The organism is Candidatus Kuenenia stuttgartiensis (assembly GCF_900232105.1).
Classification (GTDB): domain Bacteria; phylum Planctomycetota; class Brocadiia; order Brocadiales; family Brocadiaceae; genus Kuenenia; species Kuenenia stuttgartiensis_A.
Genome location: NZ_LT934425.1, coordinates 2,741,848 through 2,766,514, shown reverse-complemented (window position 1 = coordinate 2,766,514; position 24,667 = coordinate 2,741,848). Strand labels below are relative to the sequence as shown.

The window sequence follows — 24,667 nt, the reverse complement described above, 5'->3', positions numbered from 1 at the left end:
CAAAAAACTAAAGCGTTACAAAATCTGCTTATTATCCCCTTGCGGTTTAATACAATATTAACATTTCCTTAATACTCCCTTAATATTTACCGTGTACTATGCTTTTTAGAAATTACATAGTACGTTGCTTATATTGTTGATTGATAAATTGCGAAATCCCACTCGTCAGCTCAAACCGGCAAACGAAAGTTTGCAATACGGAAAACATTTTGTGGAAATATATGCCAGGCACACTTGAATAATCCCGCATTGAAAAAATATTGAGAAAACTAAATCGTTATGTACAACCAGCGCTTTATATATTTTTGTACCGTGATGGCTAAAAAACATTAAAACAGAAAGGAGGCAGATAGTGGAAAAAATGTACTCAAGAATAGAGAAAGTAAAAGACGGTGAATTTATTATGGAGGAGGACACATGGGCATACTTTGCTTTTGTGCTTAGGGAGGGGAAGGCAAGGATGATGAAAAAAGTTGATGGAAGGCAAGTGGTTATCGGCACATTAAACAAAGGGGATATTTTTGGGGAAACGGGTTTTCTCGGAGAACCAAGGAGAACTACTTCCGTTGTTGCAGAAGGTGACGTTATGGTGGAAATGATCGGAAGAGATTCCTTTATGAGGTTTTTTCATGAATTACCAAAGGACGTACAGGCTAATCTGTATGCAATGGATAAAAATCTCACAATTATTGCTGAAATCTACAGCCGGCTGGTTGTTTTATTCCAGATACTGCAAGACCATGAAACAAAAATGACTGCGGCAAAAACACTGGAAATGGAACTCGAAAAACTTCCGGAATTTGTGAAAGACATGGTGAGTGCCATTGCAAAGCGGCACAATAGGGCGGTTGAATGCCTTAACAAGCTTACCTGTCAGATAGAAGAGAAGCAGACAAAATTAATGTCCCATTATAGTTAAATAAAATAAGGCACGTGTTATAACGTATAGCAAGGTAAAGGTGAAATAAAATAACAACTAAAGTAACAATTTAGTTTTCGAAAAACGTATTATCTATAAGCTCCATAGGAGCGAACTGTTTGTAGCAAGATAAGGATGAAGAGGTACTAGCTCCGTCAGGAGCGGCCTGTTTATCTATGAATCATACACAGGCCGCTCCTATGGAGCTATTTACCCTATTGAATTTTATTGAGCTACAAACAGACCACCCCTAACGGGGTTATATTGTTTTTTATATATTGGATTTTCAAAAAGCTAAATTGTTACCAACTAAAGAAGTGTGCCCGTTCATAAGGGTGCATTCCTGATTTTTTGAGACTTCCGCCATGTTTTAATGAAATATTGCCGTAGTGTTAACGCTGACAGGGTTCTGAACCCTGTCAGCGTTATGTCGTCCTGGCCCAATAAACGGTTACAAAAAATCGGGAATGCCCCCCGTTCGTAAAAACTCCGTACGACAAAGATTCAAATGTACGGATTGTTTAAATGGCTACATTATTATGAAATATGTAAACAACAAATCACAGATGGGTAAATCACGGCTACCCCTTTTGTAATTGTATCCCATCCATCCCGTTTTCAATCTTAACACAAAATTAACAAATCCTTCATATTCTCTTAATAAATAAAAGTTACATTTTCACGTATGTGATGCTCACAATCCGCTTCATGCAGATTGGCGCTCAATAAATCAGGCCATCGGTGGACTTAAATATTAAATGAACAAAAACGAATAATAAAATAATGAAAGGAGGCACGAATGAAACAGAAAATCGTATGAAAATAATGGAGCTATACTGATGCGCTAAACAGTAATTAATAAAACTATGATTTAAAGGAGAAATATATCGTGAAGAATATGAGAAAGATCGTATTGACAGCGTTGACAACACTTTTCTTTACAAGTGCTGCCAGCGCCGCCACAGTAAAAGTGTCAAAAAATATTGATACTTCTACTACATGGACTGCTGACAACGTATACCGGTTAGAAGGCCAAATCTTTGTTTTGCCTGGCGCTAGTCTTACGATAGAGGCAGGGACAGTCATTGCCAGCACTACAGACGCTGGAGGCAGTCTGGCGGTAGCACGCGGCGCAAAAATCTTCGTAAACGGCACAGAAGACAACCCGGTAATAATGACCTCTACCGACGATGTGGCTACATGGGAAAAAGATTCCAGCCACCCCAGCGGCGGCGACCCCAAAACCGGCACATGGCGTGAAGGCGCAAATGAGTGGGGGAATCTGACTATTATGGGTGAAGGAGTAATATCCGCTTCCCACTCCAAAGGTCTTCAGGTGGGTAGTAACACTAAAGATCCTTCAGGGCTAAATGAGGCGCAAATGGAAGGCCTTACGGATGCTAATTACTCATTGTATGGCGGCGCAGATGACAATGATGACAGCGGTTCCATCAGCTATTTGTCCTTACGATATGCAGGGAGAGTGATTGGCCTTGGTAATGAGCTCAACGGTTTATCGCTGGGCGGTATCGGGCGTGAAACCGATATCGATCATGTTGAGATTATGAACAATGTGGATGATGGTATTGAAATCTGGGGCGGTACGGTTAATCTGAAATACGTCAGCATCTGGAACGTTGGTGACGACAGTTTTGACGTTGACCAGGGCTGGCGCGGTAAAGCACAGTTTCTTTTTGTTGTTCAGGGCTACAGCGTCGATGCAAAACAAGGTTCCGGTGTAGGCGACAACTGTTTTGAAATGGATGGCGCTGAAGATTCTGACGCTCAGCCAGTTACTACATCCGTAATTTATAATGCCACAGTTATTGGCAATCCACTTGATGGTGACCATGGAACCGCATGGCGTGACAACGCCCGGGTGCAGTTTCGAAACTGCATATTTATGGATCTGGGAGAAAAACTTGTAAAAGCCGACAATGATGATGGTGACGGCGCTAATGGCTATGGATATAACGGCACATTGTCATGGGAGAATACGTGGACGACAGATTACACAGTTACTTCCACTGTGAATGATTGTGGCGGATGTCCTTCCGCTGCTTTCAATAACGCCAGTAAGCTTTATACAGCCCAGACGTCAGGTAAACTTGCAGAAATTACAGACAGTGTGTTCTTCAGGAACCTTCATGCGGATGCATATACGGACGCTGACACAGTCGGCGTAACAACTAACGGCGGCAGTAATTCCGGAAAGAACAACGTGGTGGTTACCGGTACCGATGATAAGGATATGCCTATTGTTAGCTTAACCCGTGGTACAAGTTTTACTTCCTCAGAAGGCAAAGGCGTCCTTCCTGTAAAATCTGTAGACCCACGTGCCGCTAATGACGCCCTTGTTAGTGCGGGTACTGCACCTAATGACGGGTTTTTCACACCTGTTCAATTTCGCGGCGCTTTCAGTGCGGATGATAATTGGATGCAGGGCTGGACTGCTGCGTACGCATACGGAATGATCGTTTCCGATGACGACGAAAATCCTGACGTAAACCCGGTAAAATCGATAACGGTATCGCCGTCTAGCCTAACCCTGAATAAGGGTGATAGCGCTGATGTGGCCATAACGTTGGCAGACGAAGACGGAAATGCCGTAGAAGGCAATACGGTTAAAACGAAGCTAAATCGTGCAGGTAAAAAACGTGTAAGTATATCGTCAAACAGTGAAGAGACAGATGAAAACGGTGAGGCTGTATTTACCGTTACTGCTAAGAAAAAAGGTAAAGCGGTGATTACCTTTCAATCAGACAGCCTGAAAGAAAAACTGAAGGTCAAGGTGAAGAAATAAACAAGTACGGTTGTGGATTAAATACTGTGGTGGGTTCAGGTTTGTAACCTGAACCCGCACAGAGTTGTTCGTGTTGCATAAGGAATGGGAGGCGCTGACAGATTATTTTTGTCCGTTTTCCCCTGTTTTACATAAGGCGAGTAACTAATGACGCAAATGACAAAGGTATTTACCGCACTTTTCTGGATATACGTCCGGCTAACGGACATCGAACCCTTTTTCTTAAAACCATTAATATAAAATGACAATACGATCAAGATATATCCTCTTAAGGATTGTTTTCCTGCTATTCTCATTTACGTTGGGCTGCGGCAGGTACGATACCGACAACGCTGCAGAACAGCATACAACACTTTTGGTAGAGACGCTAAAGGACCAACCCCTGGCTGCTTACCAAAGAGAATTGCTTGTCCTTGCGTTTGAAACGTCGTCAGCAATTCCTGTTAAGCCACATATTAAAGATAGGTCGCGCATGCAGGAAAAAGCGGCGGCGGCTTGTCTTGAGCTGAATCAGCCTTTCCTCGCTATTGGTTTTATTGAACATATTGACAACTGGCGCCGCGGTTCCGGTTACGGTGATGTTGCATTTTATTGCGCTAAAAATGGTTACACTGACGAAGCGATGCAGTACATTGACCTTGCAGATCAGGTCTCTTCCTCTGCCGAAGAATGGCGCAAAGTACATATAAAAGTGAAAATTGCTAATGCTTACCTGCTGCTTGGTGAAACAGAGAAGTCTGCACAATATGCATCGGGAGTAGAAAATGCTGCGTCCGGAAAAGTTGCTGGCGTTCGGGCGATGATTGCCAGTGAAGATCATTTTGAGAAACAAATGGATGCGCTGGATGCATGGATTGAATCTGGAAATTATGACGCAATCGTAAATGCATTGGAGGCTTGCGCTAAATTATTTAACAGATTTTATGAAAACAAGGGGTGGCGTATGCTGGCGGAAGAGAAGCTTAAAGCATCATGGGAAGTACTTCCGGTATTTAAGCGCATTGATCTACTTATGGGACTGGCAGGATTTGCGCTGGACCATGCCGACCAGCCGAAGACGCTTGAATTGGTAAATGAAACGCAATCGATTATTGATTCAGCACAATGGCGGCCTGAACATTATGTTTCACTTATGTCCAGGGTATCCAGGCTGCGTTATTTGGCAGGTGACAGGCAAAAAGCAATGGCAGATGCCGGCGATATCCTTAATTTTTATAATTTGCAGAAAGAAAAAATAATTACTATCTACCGGGCAGGAGCGTTGCTGCCATTAGCCGAAGCGTATCAGGCAATGGGTAACACAGAGGAAGCGCTTCAAATATATGCGATGGCGATTCAGGAAGGCGTTGAAAATCCCAATTCCAGACCACGGGCAGAAGATTTATCTGCCGCCTGTTTATCTATGGCGCTGCATGGTGTAGAGCCTGATGTTGAATTGTGGGGCAGAATACGCGGTATTAAAGAGGGACTTGGCGATCCCTGGTGAATAAAATAATAAATTATTTCTTAACCCTATAAATATAAAACGTACTTATGCAAATAAAATGGGGTGCATTCCCGATTTTTTGTATATCTTCACACATTTTGTTTTTTTACAAAAGATTGTAACACTTTAGTCCTATGAAAAAAACCGCTCGTTCCCAAGCTCCGATTTGGGAACGGGATTGTTTGAGAAGCTCCAGCTTCGAATGGAAAAGGGAATGAACCCATGATGTCAGCTTGGAGGCTTTTCAGTATGTTACCCAAGATATTTGGAGACCTCTTTTGAACCGAATAATACGCAAAGCTTCGCTTACTTGCTAAATGGAAGCTAGAGCTCCCAACGCAATTACGTTCCCAAGCCGGAGCTTGGGAACGAGCATTTTTGTTTTTCCAAAAATCTAAACTGTTACAAAAAATCAGGAATGCTCCTATAAAATGATTAGTTTGAATTCTGGCAGAAAAGGTAGATTTGTTTAAAAATGACGAATAAACGGAGTGGCTGTTTAAGCATCATCTTGTCATTATTATTTGCAGGTGTTGCTTTCGCTCAACAGAAAGGCTCAATTCGTGGGATTGTGTATGACAAGGAGTTTGATGCGCCATTGGCTACTGTACAGGTTACTATTGCAGAAACGGGAGATAAGATAATTGCTACAGACGAAGGAATATATTTGTTTGACCATGTAGCTCCAGGCAGCTATACGCTTATCTTTTCGAAAAGCGGTTATACCCGTCAGGTGCAGGCAAATGTGGTGGTTTCTCCAGGGAAGATGACGGAAGTTGAAGTTTCATTGTCGGGAGAGTTTACGGATATGGAAGAGTTTATTGTTGAGGATATTCGTACAGGAGATACAGAGGCGGGCCTTATGGAGCTTCGTGCTGAAAGCCCGGCACTTCTGGATTCCATTAGTTCAGAATGGCTACGTCAGGCAGGAGTGACTGATGCGGCAAGTGCATTGAGTCTTGTATCGGGCGCTACGGTGCAAGACGGCAAATTTGCTGTCGTGCGAGGGCTGCCGGACAGATATGTCAGTTCACAAATGAACGGCGTGCGGCTGCCTACCGCGGACCCGGATAAACGTGCCGTACAGTTGGACCAATTTCCTACGGAAGTAATAGAAAGCATTCAGGTAAGCAAAACATTTACACCGGATCAACAGGGCGATGCATCCGGTGGCGCTGTGAATGTGGTGCTGAAAGGTATTCCTGATAAAAATGTAATCAGATTTAAAACTGGATATGAATATAACACGCAGGCGGCAGGTAACGATAATTTCCTCACCTACAAGGGTGGAGGAGTGAATTTCTGGGGGATAGACAAGAAAAGCAGGGATATCCCTTCGGACGGTGTATTTACCGGTTCAATGGGAGTTATCGGAGACGAAGCGCCAATTGATTATTCAATGTCGATGGCCGCCGGGGGAAGAATTGAATTGGGGAAGGGCATCAGCGTAGGGGGGCTTGTCAGTTCCTATTATAAGAAGGACAGTTCGCATTTCGACAATGGTATCGATGATGCTTTGTGGGTTGACAGCAAATACAGGGGCGATGGGCTGACTCCGCAGTATGGAAACCCCGACTCCCCACCCGATCCACCCATACCCGCTGTTGGAGAAGATTTTAAAACCTCTCTATTTGATGTCACGGAGTCATCTGAAGAAGTGCAATGGGGTGTTTTAAGCGCAATTGGGATGGAAATAAAAAACCATTCGCTGCAAGCGCTTCATATGCATACCCAGGTTACGGAGGACAAGTCGATTCTTGCTGAAGATACCAGGGGCAAGGCATACTATTTCCCCGGATATGACCCAAACGACCCGAAAGGGCTGGGGAATGACCCGGACAATAGGTTTGCAGCCCCCTACCTCAGAACTGAAACGTTAAAATATACGGAAAGGGAGACCGATACACTACAATTTACAGGAGATCATACCGTGCCGTTCTCTGAAGCGGGCATTAATGATTTCTTTACAATACTCTCTCCTAAAATCGACTGGACAGTTGCCATGAGTTTTTCAGGTCTTAATGAACCTGACAAACGGCAATTTGGTTCTGCATGGTATGCAGAATCGTATGATGAAGGGTCTCCGGTTTATGGAATCGATCCGGAATACAAACCCGCTTATTATGGCCCATACACGCCTGCTGCAAACTTCCTGCTGGGAAATGCATCACGGACATGGACCGATATTTCAGAAAAAAGTAACCAGTATTTTTTAAATCTGAAATTCCCTTTTGAGCAATGGAGCGGAGATAAAGGATATGTGAAATTAGGGCTTTTCACGGATAAGGTAGATCGTAAGTATGATCAGGATTCATATGGCAATTACCGGCTAACGGGGGATAGCGCTATTCCAACGTATGAAGGATCATGGGATGACTATTCTTATAGCGACGAATTCCTTGACTTGGGCGGCCCTACAATGAAAGACGGCCCTCCCTTTGTTGATGTCGACTACGAGGGAGAACAGAAGATTTCGGCATGGTACTACATGGCGGACTTACCCCTCTGCTCATTCCTCAATGTGATTGGCGGAGCACGCTATGAAACAACGAAACTGAACGTAATAAATGACCCTGAAAAAGACGCTAAATGGGTTACTACCGATGAAAACGGGAATCGTCTATACGTTGACCTGCTTCCTGGAGATGCGGACGTCGCGTATTGTCAGGATGATGTGTTGCCTTCACTCGGATTTGTATTGAGACCCTTTAGCAAGATCACATTGCGCGGTTCATTTAGTGAAACCGTGGCGCGTCCGACTTTTAAGGAACTTACTCCGATTCAACAGCAGGAATTTCTGGGTGACGATGTTTTTATCGGAAATAATGCACTGCAAATGAGTGCACTAAAAAATTACGACCTGCGGCTCGACTATACTCCCTATAATGGCGGCTTGGTATCAGTCTCCTGGTTCCATAAAGACATAGAAGACCCCATTGAATACGTGCAGGATCTGGTGAACGCTTTTTCATTTACGACCCCGCTGAATTTTCCTGAAGGGAAATTGACCGGTTTTGAAGTAGAGACACGACAGCATCTGGGCTATTTCTGGGATGTGCTGAAGGGTATTTCGATAGGAGGCAACGCAACGTTTATTGACTCGGAAGTGACGCTTCCTGAGAGCGAACGAACACGGCTTGCCGATGCCGGGGTGGAAACGACCAGCCGCAATATGATGAATGCGCCTGAATATCTGTACAATATTTACACAATGTATGATATTGAACGCATTGGTACGCAAATAGGGCTTTTTTATACGGTGAAAGGAGATACGCTGGTGGCCGGTGCGGGAAATGTAAACGGAAACTATGTGCCGGACGTCTATGCAACGGAATACGGCACGCTTAATTTCAGCGCTTCAAAAAATATCGGGAAACACTTTAACATAACGTTTAAGGCGAAAAACCTGCTTAACCCTGAAATTGAAGAGGTATATAGGCCGCCGGGTTATTTAGGAAATGACGAGGTCAGAACCTCCTATACGAAGGGGATAGATTTTTCAATTTATATAAGCGGTACATGGTAAGACATTATTTTAGCAGAGACGCACTGCATGCGTCTCTACATTAAATGCATGGAAATGGCAATGTTTGTTTGCTTAAAAAATTACAAAAATACCAGTATTTTATTAAAAGAGGACGAATAAATTATGAAAAACAAAAAAATATATAAATGCCGGAGAATAAAAACCATTGGCGGTGTATTAGTGAAAATGCGTTGCCGGCCACCCACAGTCGCATTGCTGCTCATTGCTTTTTTCATGTTTGCCTTTATAACAATACCATTCGAAACGGCTAACGGCAGTGTGGATAGCGCACGGGCAGCCCTTGAAAAATGGGTTGAAACCCGTCGCATTATTTCAAAAGAGAAACTGGAATTTGAGCTTGCGAAGGAAATGCTTTCTGAGCGGATAGAACTGCTGGGACGCGAAATTGAGACCGTGCGTAAAAAAAACAGTGAGATCGAAGCAAGTATAACGGAAGCGGATAAAAAGAGGGCGGAAATGTTTGAAGAAAATGAAAAACTTAAAAAAGCATCTACAACTTTAAGCGCTACCGTGATAGAACTTGAAACCAGAACAAAGGAACTCTTGAAAAAACTGCCCGACCCTATTAGAGGACGTGTGAAACCGCTCAGCCAGAGGCTTTCAGAAAACCAGGAAGATACAAAACTATCTTTGGGAGAACGATTTCAGAATATCATAGGAATACTAAACGAAGTAAATAAATTTAACGGAGAGATATCCGTTGTAAGTGAAGTGCATGGTCTGCCGGACGGAAACCATGTTGAAGCGACATCTCTTTATATTGGAATAGGCCAATCATATTTTGTTAACGGTAATTGCGACAAGGCAGGATTAGGGATTGCTTCACAAGACGGCTGGATTTGGAGGCCTGCCAATGAACATGCCGCTGCTATTGCCAAAGCGATAGCAATTTTGAAAAATGAAACCGCAGCGGCATTTGTGCAATTGCCAATAGAAATTCAATAAACGGAAATGAGGGTATTATGAAGACAATTAATTGTATCGGTATTGTAATGCTGCTTACTATTTTTTGGGGGTATGCATTTGCTGATGATAAGCAAAAGAATGTTGAAGGCTCCTTTGCCCGTGCTGAAGTAATGGTGCAGGGGCAGCTTGAGGAAGGCCTGGCGGAACTCAGCGCCCTACGTGAATTGATAGCAGATGAAAAAATCCCGCTTAACCGCAAGCTTAACGACCTTGAAAGTGAACTCGTCCGGGTACGTATGGATTATCAAAAGACTTCACGTATGCTTGACAGCCATACGCTTGACCTTAGCAACCTGAGAAATGAAATTAAATCGCGCCATGAGGAGGCTACGTATCTTTCCAACCTGATGGGAGAATACGTAAGAAATTTTGAAACAAGGCTGCACATCGCAGAAATCCAGCGCTATGGGGAAATAATTGAAAAAGCCAGGCTTGCTGCCGAAAACAACAATCTCTCCAAAGATGAGGTATTTAAGGCGCAGGCGGCATTAGTTTCTGTATCTATAACACGTCTCGAAGATGCGCTTGGCGGTTTATGTTTTGAAGGCGAGGCGGTTGATACCGACGGATTGGTAAGACACGGTGATTTTGCTCTCGTCGGGCCGGTTGCGATTTTTCGCTCAAAAGATGGAAATAATGTAGGCACTGCGGAACAGCGCCTCGGCTCGCTTGAACCCTCAATTATCGGCTTTGCAAGTAACAGCGACGCCGTTGCGGCGGCACAGGTTGTATCAAATTCCCGTGGATATTTTCCGATCGATCCGACACTTGGCAATGCTCACAAAATTGAAGCTACCAAAGAAACATTTTGGGAGCATATACGCAAGGGAGGGGTGGTCATGGTTCCCATTTTTGCACTGGCGGGGGCTGCGCTTTTAATGGCAATTTACAAATTCATTGGTTTAGCCTTTTTACGCAATCCGCCTTCAAAAGATATAGGTGTATTTATCAACGCCATTGCGAGGCACGATAAAAACGCAGCCATGCAGGCGGCTGAAGCCATCAAAGGGCCTGTCGGCAAAATGCTCTCAGCCGGAGTTGAACATGTTAAAGAAAAAAGCGAACTGATTGAAGAGGTCATGTACGAAACGATACTTGCCACACGCCTGAAACTTCAGAGCCTGTTGCCATTCATTGCCATCAGTGCATCTTCAGCTCCTTTGCTTGGACTGTTGGGGACGGTAACCGGCATTATAAACACCTTTAAACTGATTACCGTATTTGGTTCGGGAGACGTTAAAACCCTTTCCGGCGGTATTTCAGAGGCTCTGATTACCACCAAATTTGGCTTGATTGTGGCAATTCCGTCATTGCTGCTGCATGCCTTTCTTTCACGCAAGGCGCGCAGTGTTGTTGATCAGATGCAAAAAGCCGCTGCTGCCTTTATCAATCAGGTGAATAAGACACCTTATGAACGCGTTAAAATGAAAGAAGAAGATAGTTATTTAGCAATGAGTGATAATTGATAAAAAGGTATATACAATGAATGTACTGACCGAACATTTAAAAACCCTATGGGAACAGGCATTATCCTTATGGCTTTCCGGAGGATGGAGCATGATTGCCCTTGCGGCAAACGCCCTGGTACTGTTTGGACTTGGAGCGCATATGCACTTTAAACTGAACGAAAAGGGCTTTCGCCGCGTTCCTGAAAAGATATGGAGCCGCTGGATAAATCATCCTGAAGAAAGAAAAGGGCATATCGGAGCGCTGCTCGATTTTGTTGCAGGCGGCAATTCGATAAAACATGCGATCGTTCTGTTTCAGGAACTCCATACAACGGAGATTGCCCCGTTAGGAAGGGATTTGCTCGTTATGAGAATATGTATAGGCGTATCACCGCTTTTAGGTCTTCTTGGGACGGTAACCGGTATGCTTACGACATTTAGCGCCCTTGCTACAGGGTCAGGCGGTGAAAAAACTATGGGGCTTGTTGCACAAGGGATTTCGGAGGCATTGATTACGACTGAAACCGGATTGGTGTTGGCGCTGCCAGGCCTTTTTTTTCAGTATCACCTGTCGCGTCAATACGAAAGGTACAAAAGCTTCCTTGCCCATCTGGAAACAATTTTTACACAGAAACTTTATAAAAAACTTGCGAAACCATTTTAACAGGAAGGAACTTTATGGGACGTTTACGTGATTTAGCGGCGGAGGACAACAGTGATACAGGGATAGATATGTCGCCGCTGATTGATTGTGTTTTTATCCTGCTTATCTTCTTTATCGTCACAACAACCTTTGTTGAAGAGACAGGGGTTGAGGTTGATAAGCCTCAGGCTGCATCCTCTGTCAGGCTGGAAAAAACAAGCATACTGATAGCGCTGACAGATAAGGGAGAGGTAGTTTACGGCGGTAGGGAAATCGGCGTCAGCGGAGTACAGCCGCTGGTGAAACGCATGCTTCAGAAGGAAGAGGTTCCGGTAATAATTCAGGCTGATACCGCAGCGCAGTCCGGACTGCTGGTACGTATCATTGACGAAGCCAAGCTGGCGGGCGCCGTCAAGGTAAGTATTGCTTCCCGTCAGTCTAAAAGTTGAGCATAAATAGAGTGAAAGATTATAAAACGAGTTCTACTTCGGGCCATATATCTCATTACATAAGGGTTGTTTCTGCCGCAGCGGGGTTGACGTTTCTCTTTTTTCTAATATTGCCGCTAATGCAGACGATAAGCAAACCTCCCCGGGCTGATATGGCGGTGCGGGATATAGATACGGCTTATGTGCCTCCACCCCCGCCACCTCCGGAAGAAGAACCGGAAAAAGAGCCGGAACCTGAAGAACCTCCGCCCGAACTTATGGACGAATCACCACCGCTAGACCTGTCGCAGCTTGAATTGGCCCTTAATCCGGGTTTAAACGAAGGCTGGCTGTCCGGTGACTTTGCCGTAAAACTAAATACCGTTGCCGCAGGCGCAGGGGACGATAATCTTGACGCGTTGTTTTCAATGGCGGATCTTGACCAGAAGCCGCGTGTTGTCTATCAGCCGGGGCCTGTCATTGACAAACAGGTAAGAAAAAAGGCGCCGGGAACGGTCTACATACTTTTTATTGTTAATCAGAACGGACGTGTTGAAGACCCCATGGTGCAGCGTTCTACTGATTCTGTATTTGAAAAGCCAGCGCTTGCAGCGGTAAAGCAATGGAAATTTGAACCTGGCAAACGGAACGGAAAGGCTGTCCGGTTTCGCATGCGTGTTCCCATCAGTTTCCCGAAAGGATAGTAATTATGAAAAGATTATTTTTGCAGATTACAAATAGTATGCTTATCTTTATCATCGCCGGTATATTTTATTTGATTTCATGGATAACCGTCCCTGAAGAACGGCAGGCCTGTGCTTCGGGATTAAGTCAATCAGAACTGAAAATCTGGAACGATTTGTCGTTCCAAAAACGGTTTGCCGAAAGCTATATGGCAGAGACTGAAATTGAGCCGCGCGTGACTATGGAGGAACGCGACAGGATGCAGAAGGTGCTTGGGTTTATGTCTTCCGGTGAAATGGACAAGGCTGCCGGCCTGCTGGAAAAGAGCCGTGGTGACAAGGCGAATGCACTTTATGACTTTATGCTTGCTAACATACTATTTCAACAGGAAAAGATTGACCAGGCTGCAGGGATATATCAGATTGCCGTGGAAAAATATCCGAAATTTCGCCGTGCATGGCGCAATCTAGGCCTTATATATGTGCGCATGAGCGAGTTCGAAAAAGCACTGCCTGCGCTTACCCGTGTGATTGAACTCGGCGGAAGCGATTCATTAACATACGGGCTGCTGGGCTTTGCATATTCATCTGTGGAAAATCACCTTTCTGCCGAATCGTCTTTTCGCATGGCCGTTTTGCTTGACCCTGCCACTATTGACTGGAAAATGGGGCTGGCTCGCAGCCTTTTTAAACAGGAAAGATATGCAGAGGCTGTTTCGCTTTGTGATAGTCTGATTTCCGGCAATCCCGACCGTGCAGATTTCTGGTTGCTGCAGGCAAATGCCTATATCGGGCTTAACCAGCCGCTTAAGGCTGCTGAAAATTATGAACTTGTCGATCGCATTGGCAAATCTACCATAGATAGCCTCAACATGCTGGGTGACGTTTATATCAATGAGGGGTTATACGAAATGGCGGTAGATGCTTATATTCGTGCTATGGGAAAAGGTACACAGTATAAGATTGAGTGCGCCATTCGTGCCGCCAAAGCGTTGACTGCTCGTGGAGAGATTAAAGAAACAAGGAAACTGCTTGATAGTATAAAGGCCTTGCATGGCGGACAGCTCAGCACTGAAGATAATAAAGACCTGCTTAAACTTCGTGCAAGGCTGGCCGTTGCTGAAGGTTCCGGCGGCGAGGAGGCGCGCGTGCTGGAGGAGATTGTCGGACTTGACCCGCTGGATGGCGAGGCGCTGATTTTGCTTGGACAACATAGCAACCGTAACGGAGACACTGAAAGGGCAGTGTTTTATTACGAAAGGGCGGCCAATATAGAAAAATATGAGGCGGATGCCAGGGTGCGCCATGCACAGTTACTTGTAGGAATGGGTAAGTATGACGAAGCCCTGCCACTGCTCCGCAAGGCGCAGCAACTTAAACCACGAGACGACGTTCTTAAGTACATGGAACAGGTGGAGCGTATTGCCAAACCACGATAGTTTTGATACAAAAGCACGGCGAAATCTTATACAAATAGTTTCGTCTTAAAATATCATTCTTGAGTGTAGGGGCGAAGCATCTGCTGTAAATTGTCATAAATGCATTCATACCCAAAACGGGCAAATGCTTCGCCCCTACTTTAGTGTAACCTCTGTACCTGTCTTACATTTAGCAGGTAGAAACTATTCTGAAATTAGAGAATATGAAAACTAATTTACCGCGAAAATGGCTGGAATTTGATTCTTCGATATTTTATGAAAAGCTGGCAAAATGGATACTCAGCATCCTCATCCTGGTCATCCTTTCCGGTATGTTGGGCGGCGTTGTCATTACGATGTTTCATTTGCGGCTCCTCTTTAGCCTGGACATAGAACACGCCCTGCGGGTTATTATCATAGACGCCCTCACCATCCTTGCCCTACTGGAGATATTTAAAACCACTATGGCGTATTTTTCCGAAGGCCGCATAAAGGTGACCTATATTATAGACACGGTCATTGTTGTAATGCTTACGGAAATCATGGCGTGTTGGTTTAAGGAATTCGATCTGTACAAACTGGGTACGATAGCCGTCCTCGTCTTAGTATTGTGCGTTATGAGGGTATTTTCCGTTAAATATTCTCCAGGTATAAAACACCCCTGACCCATAGCAACCTTAACATAAAATTAACATGTTCTTTATACTGCCTTTACATAAGAGTTGTTTAATAGTATAGGAATTTCAAGCCGGTCACACAGTCGTACAAGTTGTGCAAAAGAAATTTGCCGAAGGTATGATTTGTAATGTAAGGGTTTAGAGAGTTTAATTTTATATTTATGGAAAGGAGCTACTATTATGAAAATGAACACGTTTTTTATTTGTCCTGAATGCGGGAATGACAAGGATTTTAAAATCTTTACGAGCAACTTTCAGATCGTCAGACAATCGCCAGAATTGGGGCGATGCATTGACTCAAGCTTTGCCCTGCCTAATCTGCGGCAACATGACAATTACATCGAATGTGTGCCCTGTCTTAAAAGGTATGATTATAACGATGCATTAACGAACGGGAGGAGATACGTTAGGGCGATTGGGAGGTTTAAAAAAACTTACCCTATGTCTCAGCGGTAAGTGTGTCTTTTAACGTAGGAATAAATAGTCAAACAAATTAGATTCTTTAAAGATGAACAATAAAATTCATTGTAAGGGCAGCACTGACAAACCCAGTTTGTCCGTGCTGTTATGATGTTGAGCCGTTTCACTGTAAAACCGTATTAAATATTTTGAAAAATAGATGTTTTAGGCGTATTTCTAAAGTTTGGTGCGAAACGAGAACGTGCCGTTCATAAAAATGGGGGTATGCGCTATGACAGCCGCAATCGCTTTCATTTCCGAAACAAATAAAAAATCAGGTATCAGCAAAGAATTGGAAGAAGAATTCATAAACATTATTGAGAAGGGGCTGATTTTCACCAAATTTCAACCCATTGTTTGCCTTGCCACGGGAAACGTCGTTGCGTATGAGGCATTAAGCAGAGGTCCGGAAGCAAGTATGTTCGAAAATCCAATATTCCTGTTCGAAGTAGCCGAAAAACTTGAGATGTTGGAAGACCTGGACATGCTGTGCAGGGAAAAGGCTATTATGAACGCTAAAATATTGGGCATGAATACAAAGCCAATTAAATTATTTATCAACATAGACGCGGCATGTATAACCTATTCAAAACATGATAAAGGAAAGACAAAGACATTAATTGAGGAATTTGAGTTTGAAATGGACAACGTTGTACTTGAGATTACGGAAAGGACGTTCATAAATGACTCTCAGATTTTCCACCAGGCGTTATCACACTATCAATCGCAAGGGTTTTCAATAGCTATAGACGACCTTGGGTCTGGAAGTGCTGGCCTGCGGCTGATATCGGAAATAAATCCACAGAAAGTGAAAATTGATAAATTTCTTGTTGAAAACATAGATAAATCATTTAAAAAGCAGGCCATTGTAAAAATGCTGGTAGATATGTGCCACAGAGTCTTGAATTCAAAAATTGTAGCGGAAGGCATAGAGACGTTTGAAGAATTTACCACCGTAAAAATGCTTGGGATTGATTGGGGACAAGGCTACCTTTTCGGCAAACCATCATCAACACTACAACTAGTTTCAGGCTACGTTAAAAACAAAATCATTTTACAGCAGCATGCCAATGGCGGAGAAGTCTTTTCTGATGAATCGAGAATTGAAAACATAGCGTCTTTGAATGTACCTGCCTTTCATTGCGACACGCAGATTGGAAAATTGGTAGAAACATTTAATCAGAACCCAGAAATGCTTGGCATACCAATTGTGAATAATGGAATTCCAGCGGGGCTTGTCATGAAAACCAACCTTTTCTCTCAGTTGAGTAAAAAGTTCGGCTATGATCTTTTTTATAAACGTCCTGTTTCATACTTAATGGGAACAACGTTCTTAACCGTTGATGTAAGCGAGGATATTGATTCAGTTGCAAAACAGGTGCTCTCTAGAGATTTTTCCATGCTATACGATATATTTATTATTACCAATAACAATAAATATTATGGCGTCTCCACGGTTCATGCCCTACTTGAGAAGATGACCACCTTAAAAATAAAACATGCAAGCCAGGCCAACCCGCTGACGGGGCTCCCTGGAAACGATTCCATAAAGGTATTTGTTGAAAAACAGATAAGAGCCGGTCAGGATTTTGCCTGTGTGTATTTTGACCTGGATTTTTTTAAGGCCTATAACGACTATTATGGATTTTGCAAGGGTGACGAAGTACTCAAAAAAACGGCATATTTGATTATGGAGATATTTAGCGTTTCAAGAATCGGCTATGTTGGACACATTGGAGGAGACGATTTTATCGCTATTATTCACACGGAGGAAGCACAAGACTTGTGCGCCAGATTTATCCGTGAATTTGACGCCATGGTACCCAAGCTGTACGCAGAGATTGACGTGAAAAACGGCTGCATCGAAACCCTGGACAGGAATAATCTAAAATGCAGGTTCCCGTTGATGTCCGTATCGCTCGCAGTTGTTGAATCAAAAGAGAACTCGCGATTTCAATCACTTCTTGAAATAAGCACGGTTGCGGCTGAAATGAAAAAGAAGGCCAAAGCCGTTAAAGGGAGTGTTTTCCTGATAAATCAAAGGGCAAATTAGGCAACTTTGAAATTTCCATACAATTACTACAAAATTAACAATGCCTGTGCTTACTTAGCGCCTAAGCTGGCATAGCCAGCACCAAACAAGCACGAAATACGAAATAAGAAGCATGAAACAAATTCCAAAATACAAAATCCCAAGGAACAAAACCGTAACAATTTTAGTTTTTAAGGGAAAAATAGAGTCACACCTTGATTAGTGATTTTACCTTTTACCATTGTTTATTGGGGAGCATTCCCGATTTTTTGTAGTTCAATATTGTATTATGCTTCAAGACAACCCTGACAGGGTTCCAAAACCCTGTCAGGGTTAATACTCCGTCCACCAAAAATAAGCTGAAGTTACAAAAAATCGGGAATGCTTCCTTTTATTTCATAGTAGCTACTCTCGTACCCGCCGACTTATAATCACTGGTCAAGGTGACCCCAATCCTCCTTAGGCCTGACAAAGACCTTATATTTCATTGCTTATTCACTTAAGCTAATAGGGGCAGCTACTATTTTTGCGGGAAATAAAAGGTAGTCGTCCCTATTTGTTTCATTTAGTTTAACAATGTGAATAACATCTATATTCATGGTAACTCTGCTAAGCCAAGTTCTTTAAGAAACTGATTATGCGTTTTCTTTGCCTTGGTTATCGTCTTCTCAATTTCAGCTAAGTCTTTATTGACTTTTTTGATATCAATAGCTTCTTCCTGTTCTGCCGTACTCACATACCGCGAAATGTTCAGATTGTATTCGTTCTTCTTTATTTCTTCCATCGAAACGCATCGGGAATACCGCTCTTCTTCTTTTCGGTATTGATATGTATCTATGATTTTATCGATGTGTTCTTCTGAAAGAAAATTCTGCCGTTTACCTTTTTCAAAGTATTCACTGGCATTGACGAATAAAACATCGTCAAACTTTTTGCATTTTTTCAGTACGAGGATACATACCGGAATACCCGTTGAGAAGAAAAGATTAGCCGGTAAGCCTATGACTGTATCAATATTTCCATCTTTGAGTAATTTTGTGCGGATTCGTTCTTCAACGCCTCCGCGAAAAAGAACACCATGAGGCAGAATAATTGTCATGGTTCCTTCATCGCTTAAAAAATGAAAACCATAAAGCAAAAAGGCGAAGTCTGCTGCGGATTTAGGTGCAAGGCCATAACTTTTAAACCTGAAATCGTCGGCTAAAGCCTCGTTTGGTTCCCAACGATAACTGAAAGGAGGATTGGCAACCACAGCATCACTTTCAAGCTTTTTAGCTGGGTTCATTTCATTTAATATGTCCCAGTCGTTGAGAAGTGAATCTCCATGATGAATTTGAAACTCAGAATCCTTTAACCCATGGAGCAGCATATTCATTCTTGCAAGGTTATAAGTGGTAATGTTTTTTTCCTGCCCATATATCTGCCCGATACTATTGGGACCAAGTTGTTTCCTTACATTTAAAAGAAGTGAACCTGAACCACAGGTGAAATCGAGGACTTTTTTAAGTTTTTTCTTTTTACCGGAACTCGGATTTTGACTATCCAATGTAACAATTCGGGACAGTATGGTTGAAATTTGCTGTGGTGTATAAAACTCTCCGGCTTTTTTCCCTGAACCGGAAGCAAATTGACCGATTAAGTATTCATAAGCATCGCCTAGAATATCACTCTCGGTAGAAAACCCGGAAAGCCCTTCAGCGATTTTGGTTACAATCGTACAGAGTTTTGCGTTACGGAAAGAATAGTTTTTGCCAAGTTTTTCAAAGTCCAGGTTGATTTCAGAAAATAAGCCCTGAAATGTACTCTCAAAGGAGTCATTTTCAACATGCTTAAACCCGGCTTGCAAGATTTTAAGGAGGTCATCGCTTTGGGTTCTTGCCAGCTCGTATATACTGCGCCAGAGATAGTCGGGCTTGATTACATAGTGGATTTTACGGCGCATCTGCTTTTCAAATACAGCCGTATCATCCTTGTTTTCTTTATACCAGACTGAGAGGGGCGTTCTTTTGTCGTCTTCTTTCAGCTTCGGGTAATCTTTTCCAAGCTCTTTTTTTTATGCAACTTCATAGTTGTCTGAAAGGTAGCGTAAAAACAGGAAAGAGAGCATATAATCGCGGAAGTCATCGGCATTCATAGCGCCGCGGAGTTGGTCGGCAATCTTCCAGAGGGTTGCACCTAATTGTTTTTGCATTGTATCATTCATTGTTTAACTCCTTATTTTTAACCACGGAAAGCACCGAAATCACGGAATGTTCTTTCCCTCTTCCGTGCCTTCCGTACTACTATCCATCAACTTCTTGTTTTTTATGCTCGTTTTTCAAAATGCATAACCGTAAGGCATTGATTAGATGAGGATTACGTAAAGTTTGGAGCATTGGGTTTTTTGTCATTTGAATTTGTTTCGTATTTCGATATTCGTATTTTGAATTTGGTTGCGGCCAAAGGCCGCGCCAAGTTTTCCGTGGTTCATATATTCACCTCAGCAGACGGGAAAAGCCCCTGCATCAAGCCTTTTTTATGGATTTTGAGGGTGTCGATTTTCTTAGACTGGGCGGTGATGAGGTTATCGAGGGCAGAGAGGCAAGTTGTAATTTTCTGTTGTTCTTCATTGCTTGGCAAGCTAATAGGCATTTCTGTAATCATTGCCATTCTTACTGAATCAACGGAATTTTTAGCACTTAATTGCATTACTCTTTTGTAAAAATGCTCAGTAAAATAATGATAAACAAAATGTCCTGAAACAGTTTTTTCAAAATCATATATACAATAAACCCTTTGATGAAAGTCAAACTTTCCAATAATGTAATGAAAATTTTTGCCAACACCGACACCATCACCGGAAGTTAATATTGCTTCGCCATCATACGAATAAGAGTTTATTCTCTCAACAGTTTGTGATCTTACAAAAAATGGATATTCTCCATCATCAAATTTATTTTGAGTGTCTTTATTCCCTGTAGTAACCTTTGCAATATCGTTAATTACATAATGCTCCCACTCCCCCTTACCCCGAAACTCAGGGAACCGCCATTCCGGCATGGTTTCCCCTTCGGCAGGGAAGAGCTTTTGCATCAGCCCTTTTTTATGGGCTTTGTAGGCTTCGAGCTTCCCGGCTTCGGCGGTGATGAGTTCATCGAAGGTGGTGAGGCAATCGACGATTTTTTGTTGTTCTTGAGGCGAAGGCATAAAGATAGGAAAAGATAGAAACGTATCAGCGTGTATTCGCCTTGCTTTTCTACTACCATCTGCTGTTTCACCTAGTTTTTCGTAAAAATCTTTTCGCTTTACATATTCAAGCAAAAAAACAGGACTGATACCTTGGCTTATATCGAAACATGGAAGATCAACGGTGGATTCATAACTGTCTAAGTGTTCAGGAATAAGACCAAATGCCTGATTGAGAAAATCAAGTTTGCTATAAATGAACTGACCTGTTGTTCTTCGGTAATATTGCGTATTGATGCTACCTTGGATTTCATCGTTCTTCTCAAAAACGCCTTTTCCCCAAAGTTTTACTGTGATTTTCTTTGCAGTATTTCCCTTGCTACCCAAGATGCGACTTTCTGTTAAAAACTGCTTCAGTTCATTTTCTTGCCACTCCCCCTTATCCCGAAACTCAGGAAATCTCAGCTTTGGCACCAATTGTTTTTTTTCGTGCTTTTCGTGCCTTTTGTGATTCATAATTCTTCCAGTCTATCAGGGTTTTTGATTGTTTTCTTCTGAGCCGTATCCAGACGGCGCTCTACCTTTTTGTCATCTTCAGCCGGTGGCAGGCTTTCCGGACGGATGCCTCGATTCAGCAGGGTGTCCCGCACTGCCCTATTGTTGGTCACATGCTCGCCAGATATTTCAGACTCATTTTTCATCTTGTTTTCACGGGCATTGTGGATGGTGATTTCCGTTGCGAAATCCTTGGCTTTTAGAATAATCGTGGGAGCAAAATCCGCCAGAGGCCTGTTGTCAGGAACCCGCCATTGGGCTTTCATGGCCTGCGTGGTTTTTCCGAACAAAGCATGATCACCTTTACTGCGAATCAGCGCAAAATTCTGATTGCCGCCTGTTTGTTCATAGATCACATCCGATAATTCCTTTTCTGTGGCAGAGAGCTTTTTACGGGCTGAAACCCGCTCTGATTCAAGCAAGCGTTGTTCTATTAATTCCACTTTGCGCGTCTGCATGGCAAAATAGGTCTGCGCAAAGGCAATCTCCTGTTTGGCCGGGTCTCCGTTCTGAGCAATCAGATAACAGGCATAGCGGGTAAGCATGATGTCGCTGATTTCCCGCTTGCTGCCGGATCCCAGATCAACCATTTTGTTGACATCAACAAAATGGTTGACGACGGCATGTCCGGATACATCACAGGCTGTTTTCGCCTTAGTGATGACATTGAGGAAGTTACGCCATTCGTTATAGCCCAACAACTGTTGCAAGTCTCGCGCAAGCCAGTATTCAACCCCGTTTTCTGTTGTTTGAGCATGCCCTTCAAAGGTTGCGGTCATTGTGTAAATCAAATCATTTTCCATTTTATCGCACTCCTCTTTTCTTATTCATACGCCCCCAACCCCGCAATCTCGCACCCGCCGGCAAGTTTTTTTAATAGTGGTATTAAATCTTCCATCAATTCCAGTTCCTTTTTTGTCCGCTCTTTCCAGTCTAAGTCCAGCGGCTCCATTAAATCGCTGAGTTTCTCGAAGCATCCGTGTTTCAATTCTCTTCCAGCCTTTCTGGATATTCCGTACTACTATCCATCAATTTCTTGTTTTTTATGCGTGTTTTTCATGCCGCCATTTCCGTAAGTGCTTTAATATCAAGGGCTGAAGCGGTCATCAGTGAACAAGAGAACTTCTGGCCTTTCTCCGTCAAAACATAGCGGTTGGCCCTCGGAACTTTGCGGATTAGACCGTGTGCCCGCAGCATCTTTATCCGTCGGGTCGTTCGTCCGGAATATTTCTTTTGCTGATCCTTGCCGGATTGTTCGGATTCCCGGTAAAGCCACTTACGCAAATCATGGTTGCGGAATCCATTTATCGCGTTTTCGCCTTTGGACAGGAACATCAGCATCTGGTAATCATCCTGCTGCCAGGGATTCAAACCTCGATACCTCTTGCCCTCTTTGACAACCTTGTTACAAGCGCTGCTCACCACTTCTTTCAGTTTCTCCTCTACCTGAGCCGCCGCCAAAGCATCCCCATAACGATCATTGCATTGTTGGCTCACCTCACACCGTCGATGAAGATCGCTTACGCCCTTACGCATCTTCTGCCATGACGCCGGTTTGCCTTCATCATCATTGGGACTCCGAAAGACCTTAAAGTCCCGCGTATTATTGATCGTTGTCTCAATACGCAAGAGACTACCGCTCTTGTTATACATCTTCACTGAATTATAATTCACACTGTGCTTGACCCGTATACCTTCATAGCGTCTTCGATAGTCGCTGATAACCTCATCAGGGGCAGCGCCTGCAAGGTTACGCCTACCCAAATACTTCATCACCGAAGAACTGTCGCAAACCCGCATCGCATGATGAACAAACGATGGAAACAACTCCTCCAATGCCTCAACCGATTTAAACATGATGTCCGTCGCCCACTCCGTCTCATCCGCAGACCAGTAATACTCCGGTTCCAACGGACGAAGAATCTGCGACAATGCCGGGCAACTGCCTAACGCAAGCCCGTTCAGCAGCTTCGCCCAGTCAGTCTTAAGCTGCTCATGGAGCAGAACCTGCGCAGCCGCAATATCCTCTATACGCACAAAACAGTTGCCGTCCTTAACATAATCAATACCTTGCTTCTGAAGTTGCCGCTCCAGCCAATGACGACCATTGAGACAAATGAAAATATTAAACGGCGCCCAACTCTGGATACGAACATGACCAAAACCAAACACTGGATCATTAAAATAATGATACACAAAGACACACTTGCGGGGCGCCATTACCAACTCGAGCTTCTTGCTGGCCTTGTTGCCCTTGACCATCGGCGCAATACAAGGCTCTACCACACTCAACAGGCAGATGGAACCTTCCGTAATCCTCTTATCCGCCGCGATCTGGCGAGCCAACTTCTCCTTATCAACACCGCTGCTCATCAAATACCGCACCTCGATACCCAAATCTTTCGCCCGCGATTCACAACTGTCTCGCACCTGTGCCGTAAGCCCATTGACCCAACCGGAAAAATCCTTAAGCAGAATTCTCGCTTGGTTCATGAATGTTCCCATCCCACGCTCACTGGCCAACCACCGCAATGTCCCGCGAAAACGAATCCTGTACAGACCGCTTATTGCACCCACGATCCTGTCTCGATATAATTCCATCAACTTATTCATAAGTAGTGTCCTCCAAATTGTCTGATTACTATTTACGAGGATACTACTATACTTTATAATAAACTAAAAATCACCTTTTTGGTTGCGGCCAAAGGCCGCGCTAGGTCTTCCGTGGTTCATTCCTCTTTTTCTACCCACTGTTTCACAGATAAAACAAACCTGTTCAAGCCTGCCTGATTTTTAATTCCCTCGAATTCGGTGGATTTAAAATCCGGGTTATACATTTCTTCCCAAATTCCCATAAATTCGATAGTGTTTTTATTGCGGAGCCATTTTTCAATCAGAGAAAGTCCGTTTTCAATGTTTTTAACCATATCCGTTAAAGAAATGTAGTCATCATCATTGTAAGAATATATTGCGATTTCTTTATCTAATACATTGATCTTAGCCATAATATCAAACCTCAATAAAACTTTTAATTTGCTACCCGTTAACCACGAGAGCGCTGTGTTCTCTTATTTGGTGCTTTTTTCGGGCTGATACCCTCTCGGATTCAAGTAAGCGTTGCTCAATCAATTCCGCCTTGCGTGTCTGCATAGCAAAATAGGTCTGAGCGAAGGCAATCTCCTGTTTGGCAGGGTCTCCGTTCTGAGCAATCAGATAACAGGCATAGCGGGTAAGCATGATATCGTTAATTTCCCGCTGGCTGCCCGACCCCAGATCAACCATTTTCCCGACGTCGGCAAAATGGTCTTGGATTTCATGCCCGGAGACTTCACAGGCTGTTTTCGCCTTGGAGATTACATTCAAAAAATTGTCCCATTTGGTATATCCCAGCAAGTGCTGTAAATCACGTGCCAGCCAATATTCAACGCCATTTTTCGT

16 protein-coding genes and 3 pseudogenes are annotated in these 24,667 nt (G+C 43.4%); 12 read left to right on the top strand and 7 right to left on the bottom strand.

What is annotated here, in order from left to right; all coding sequences use genetic code 11:
* Positions 1-361: 361 nt before the first annotated feature.
* The 12 genes from KSMBR1_RS12880 to KSMBR1_RS12815 all read left to right on the top strand — a co-directional run bounded on the left by KSMBR1_RS12880 (position 362) and on the right by KSMBR1_RS12815 (position 17,530).
* The gene (locus KSMBR1_RS12880; RefSeq protein WP_230408080.1) at positions 362-919 is read left to right on the top strand and encodes a cyclic nucleotide-binding domain-containing protein; all 558 of its coding nucleotides are present in this window, start codon (positions 362-364) and stop codon (positions 917-919) included.
* An 889-nt stretch (positions 920-1,808) separates the two neighbouring features.
* Positions 1,809-3,722: an Ig-like domain-containing protein gene (locus KSMBR1_RS12875; RefSeq protein ID WP_157820590.1), complete on the top strand. Its 1,914-nt coding sequence runs from the start codon at positions 1,809-1,811 to the stop codon at positions 3,720-3,722.
* 241 nt (positions 3,723-3,963) lie between these two features.
* Positions 3,964-5,208, top strand: coding sequence for a hypothetical protein (locus KSMBR1_RS12865; protein ID WP_157820589.1), 1,245 nt, complete (start codon positions 3,964-3,966; stop codon positions 5,206-5,208).
* A gap of 475 nt (positions 5,209-5,683) precedes the next feature.
* Positions 5,684-8,734, top strand: coding sequence for a TonB-dependent receptor (locus KSMBR1_RS12860; protein ID WP_099325693.1), 3,051 nt, complete (start codon positions 5,684-5,686; stop codon positions 8,732-8,734).
* Between the two features lie 123 nt (positions 8,735-8,857).
* Positions 8,858-9,700 carry a DUF3450 family protein gene (locus tag KSMBR1_RS12855; protein WP_099325692.1) on the top strand — a complete coding sequence of 281 codons (843 nt, stop codon included), beginning with the start codon at positions 8,858-8,860 and terminating at the stop codon, positions 9,698-9,700.
* 17 nt (positions 9,701-9,717) lie between these two features.
* The gene (locus KSMBR1_RS12850; RefSeq protein WP_099325691.1) at positions 9,718-11,187 is read left to right on the top strand and encodes a MotA/TolQ/ExbB proton channel family protein; all 1,470 of its coding nucleotides are present in this window, start codon (positions 9,718-9,720) and stop codon (positions 11,185-11,187) included.
* Between the two features lie 16 nt (positions 11,188-11,203).
* A complete protein-coding gene (locus tag KSMBR1_RS12845) occupies positions 11,204-11,833 on the top strand; it encodes a MotA/TolQ/ExbB proton channel family protein (RefSeq protein ID WP_197705198.1) in 630 nt (209 codons plus the stop codon).
* Positions 11,834-11,847: 14 nt separating this feature from the next.
* Complete coding sequence (locus tag KSMBR1_RS12840) at positions 11,848-12,261, top strand: ExbD/TolR family protein (RefSeq protein WP_197705197.1); 414 nt, start codon at positions 11,848-11,850, stop codon at positions 12,259-12,261.
* An 11-nt stretch (positions 12,262-12,272) separates the two neighbouring features.
* Positions 12,273-12,944, top strand: coding sequence for an energy transducer TonB (locus tag KSMBR1_RS12835; RefSeq protein ID WP_157820588.1), 672 nt, complete (start codon positions 12,273-12,275; stop codon positions 12,942-12,944).
* Between the two features lie 5 nt (positions 12,945-12,949).
* The gene (locus KSMBR1_RS12830) at positions 12,950-14,362 is read left to right on the top strand and encodes a tetratricopeptide repeat protein (RefSeq protein ID WP_099325689.1); all 1,413 of its coding nucleotides are present in this window, start codon (positions 12,950-12,952) and stop codon (positions 14,360-14,362) included.
* 203 nt (positions 14,363-14,565) lie between these two features.
* Positions 14,566-15,006 (top strand): phosphate-starvation-inducible PsiE family protein, encoded by a 441-nt coding sequence (locus tag KSMBR1_RS12825; protein WP_230405701.1) that lies wholly within the window; start codon positions 14,566-14,568, stop codon positions 15,004-15,006.
* A gap of 703 nt (positions 15,007-15,709) precedes the next feature.
* Positions 15,710-17,530 (top strand): GGDEF domain-containing protein, encoded by a 1,821-nt coding sequence (locus KSMBR1_RS12815; RefSeq protein ID WP_164995523.1) that lies wholly within the window; start codon positions 15,710-15,712, stop codon positions 17,528-17,530.
* A gap of 574 nt (positions 17,531-18,104) precedes the next feature.
* On the opposite strand, the pseudogene KSMBR1_RS12810 reads toward KSMBR1_RS12815, so the two are convergent.
* The 7 genes and pseudogenes from KSMBR1_RS12810 to KSMBR1_RS21615 all read right to left on the bottom strand — a co-directional run.
* Positions 18,105-19,712 (bottom strand): annotated as a pseudogene (locus KSMBR1_RS12810) (type I restriction-modification system subunit M).
* Positions 19,713-19,975: 263 nt separating this feature from the next.
* Positions 19,976-21,190: a restriction endonuclease subunit S gene (locus tag KSMBR1_RS21090; RefSeq protein WP_157820586.1), complete on the bottom strand. Its 1,215-nt coding sequence runs from the start codon at positions 21,188-21,190 to the stop codon at positions 19,976-19,978.
* A complete protein-coding gene (gene dinD / locus KSMBR1_RS12800) occupies positions 21,187-22,032 on the bottom strand; it encodes a DNA damage-inducible protein D (protein ID WP_099325685.1) in 846 nt (281 codons plus the stop codon). The genes KSMBR1_RS21090 and dinD overlap by 4 nt, the downstream gene beginning before the upstream one ends.
* 20 nt (positions 22,033-22,052) lie before the next feature.
* Positions 22,053-22,217 carry a hypothetical protein gene (locus KSMBR1_RS21085; protein WP_157820585.1) on the bottom strand — a complete coding sequence of 55 codons (165 nt, stop codon included), beginning with the start codon at positions 22,215-22,217 and terminating at the stop codon, positions 22,053-22,055.
* A 68-nt stretch (positions 22,218-22,285) separates the two neighbouring features.
* Positions 22,286-23,842 carry a hypothetical protein gene (locus tag KSMBR1_RS12795; protein WP_099325684.1) on the bottom strand — a complete coding sequence of 519 codons (1,557 nt, stop codon included), beginning with the start codon at positions 23,840-23,842 and terminating at the stop codon, positions 22,286-22,288.
* A gap of 125 nt (positions 23,843-23,967) precedes the next feature.
* Positions 23,968-24,234: pseudogene (locus KSMBR1_RS12790) on the bottom strand (KilA-N domain-containing protein); the annotation flags it as partial.
* Positions 24,235-24,307: 73 nt separating this feature from the next.
* Positions 24,308-24,667: pseudogene (locus KSMBR1_RS21615) on the bottom strand (BRO family protein); the annotation flags it as partial.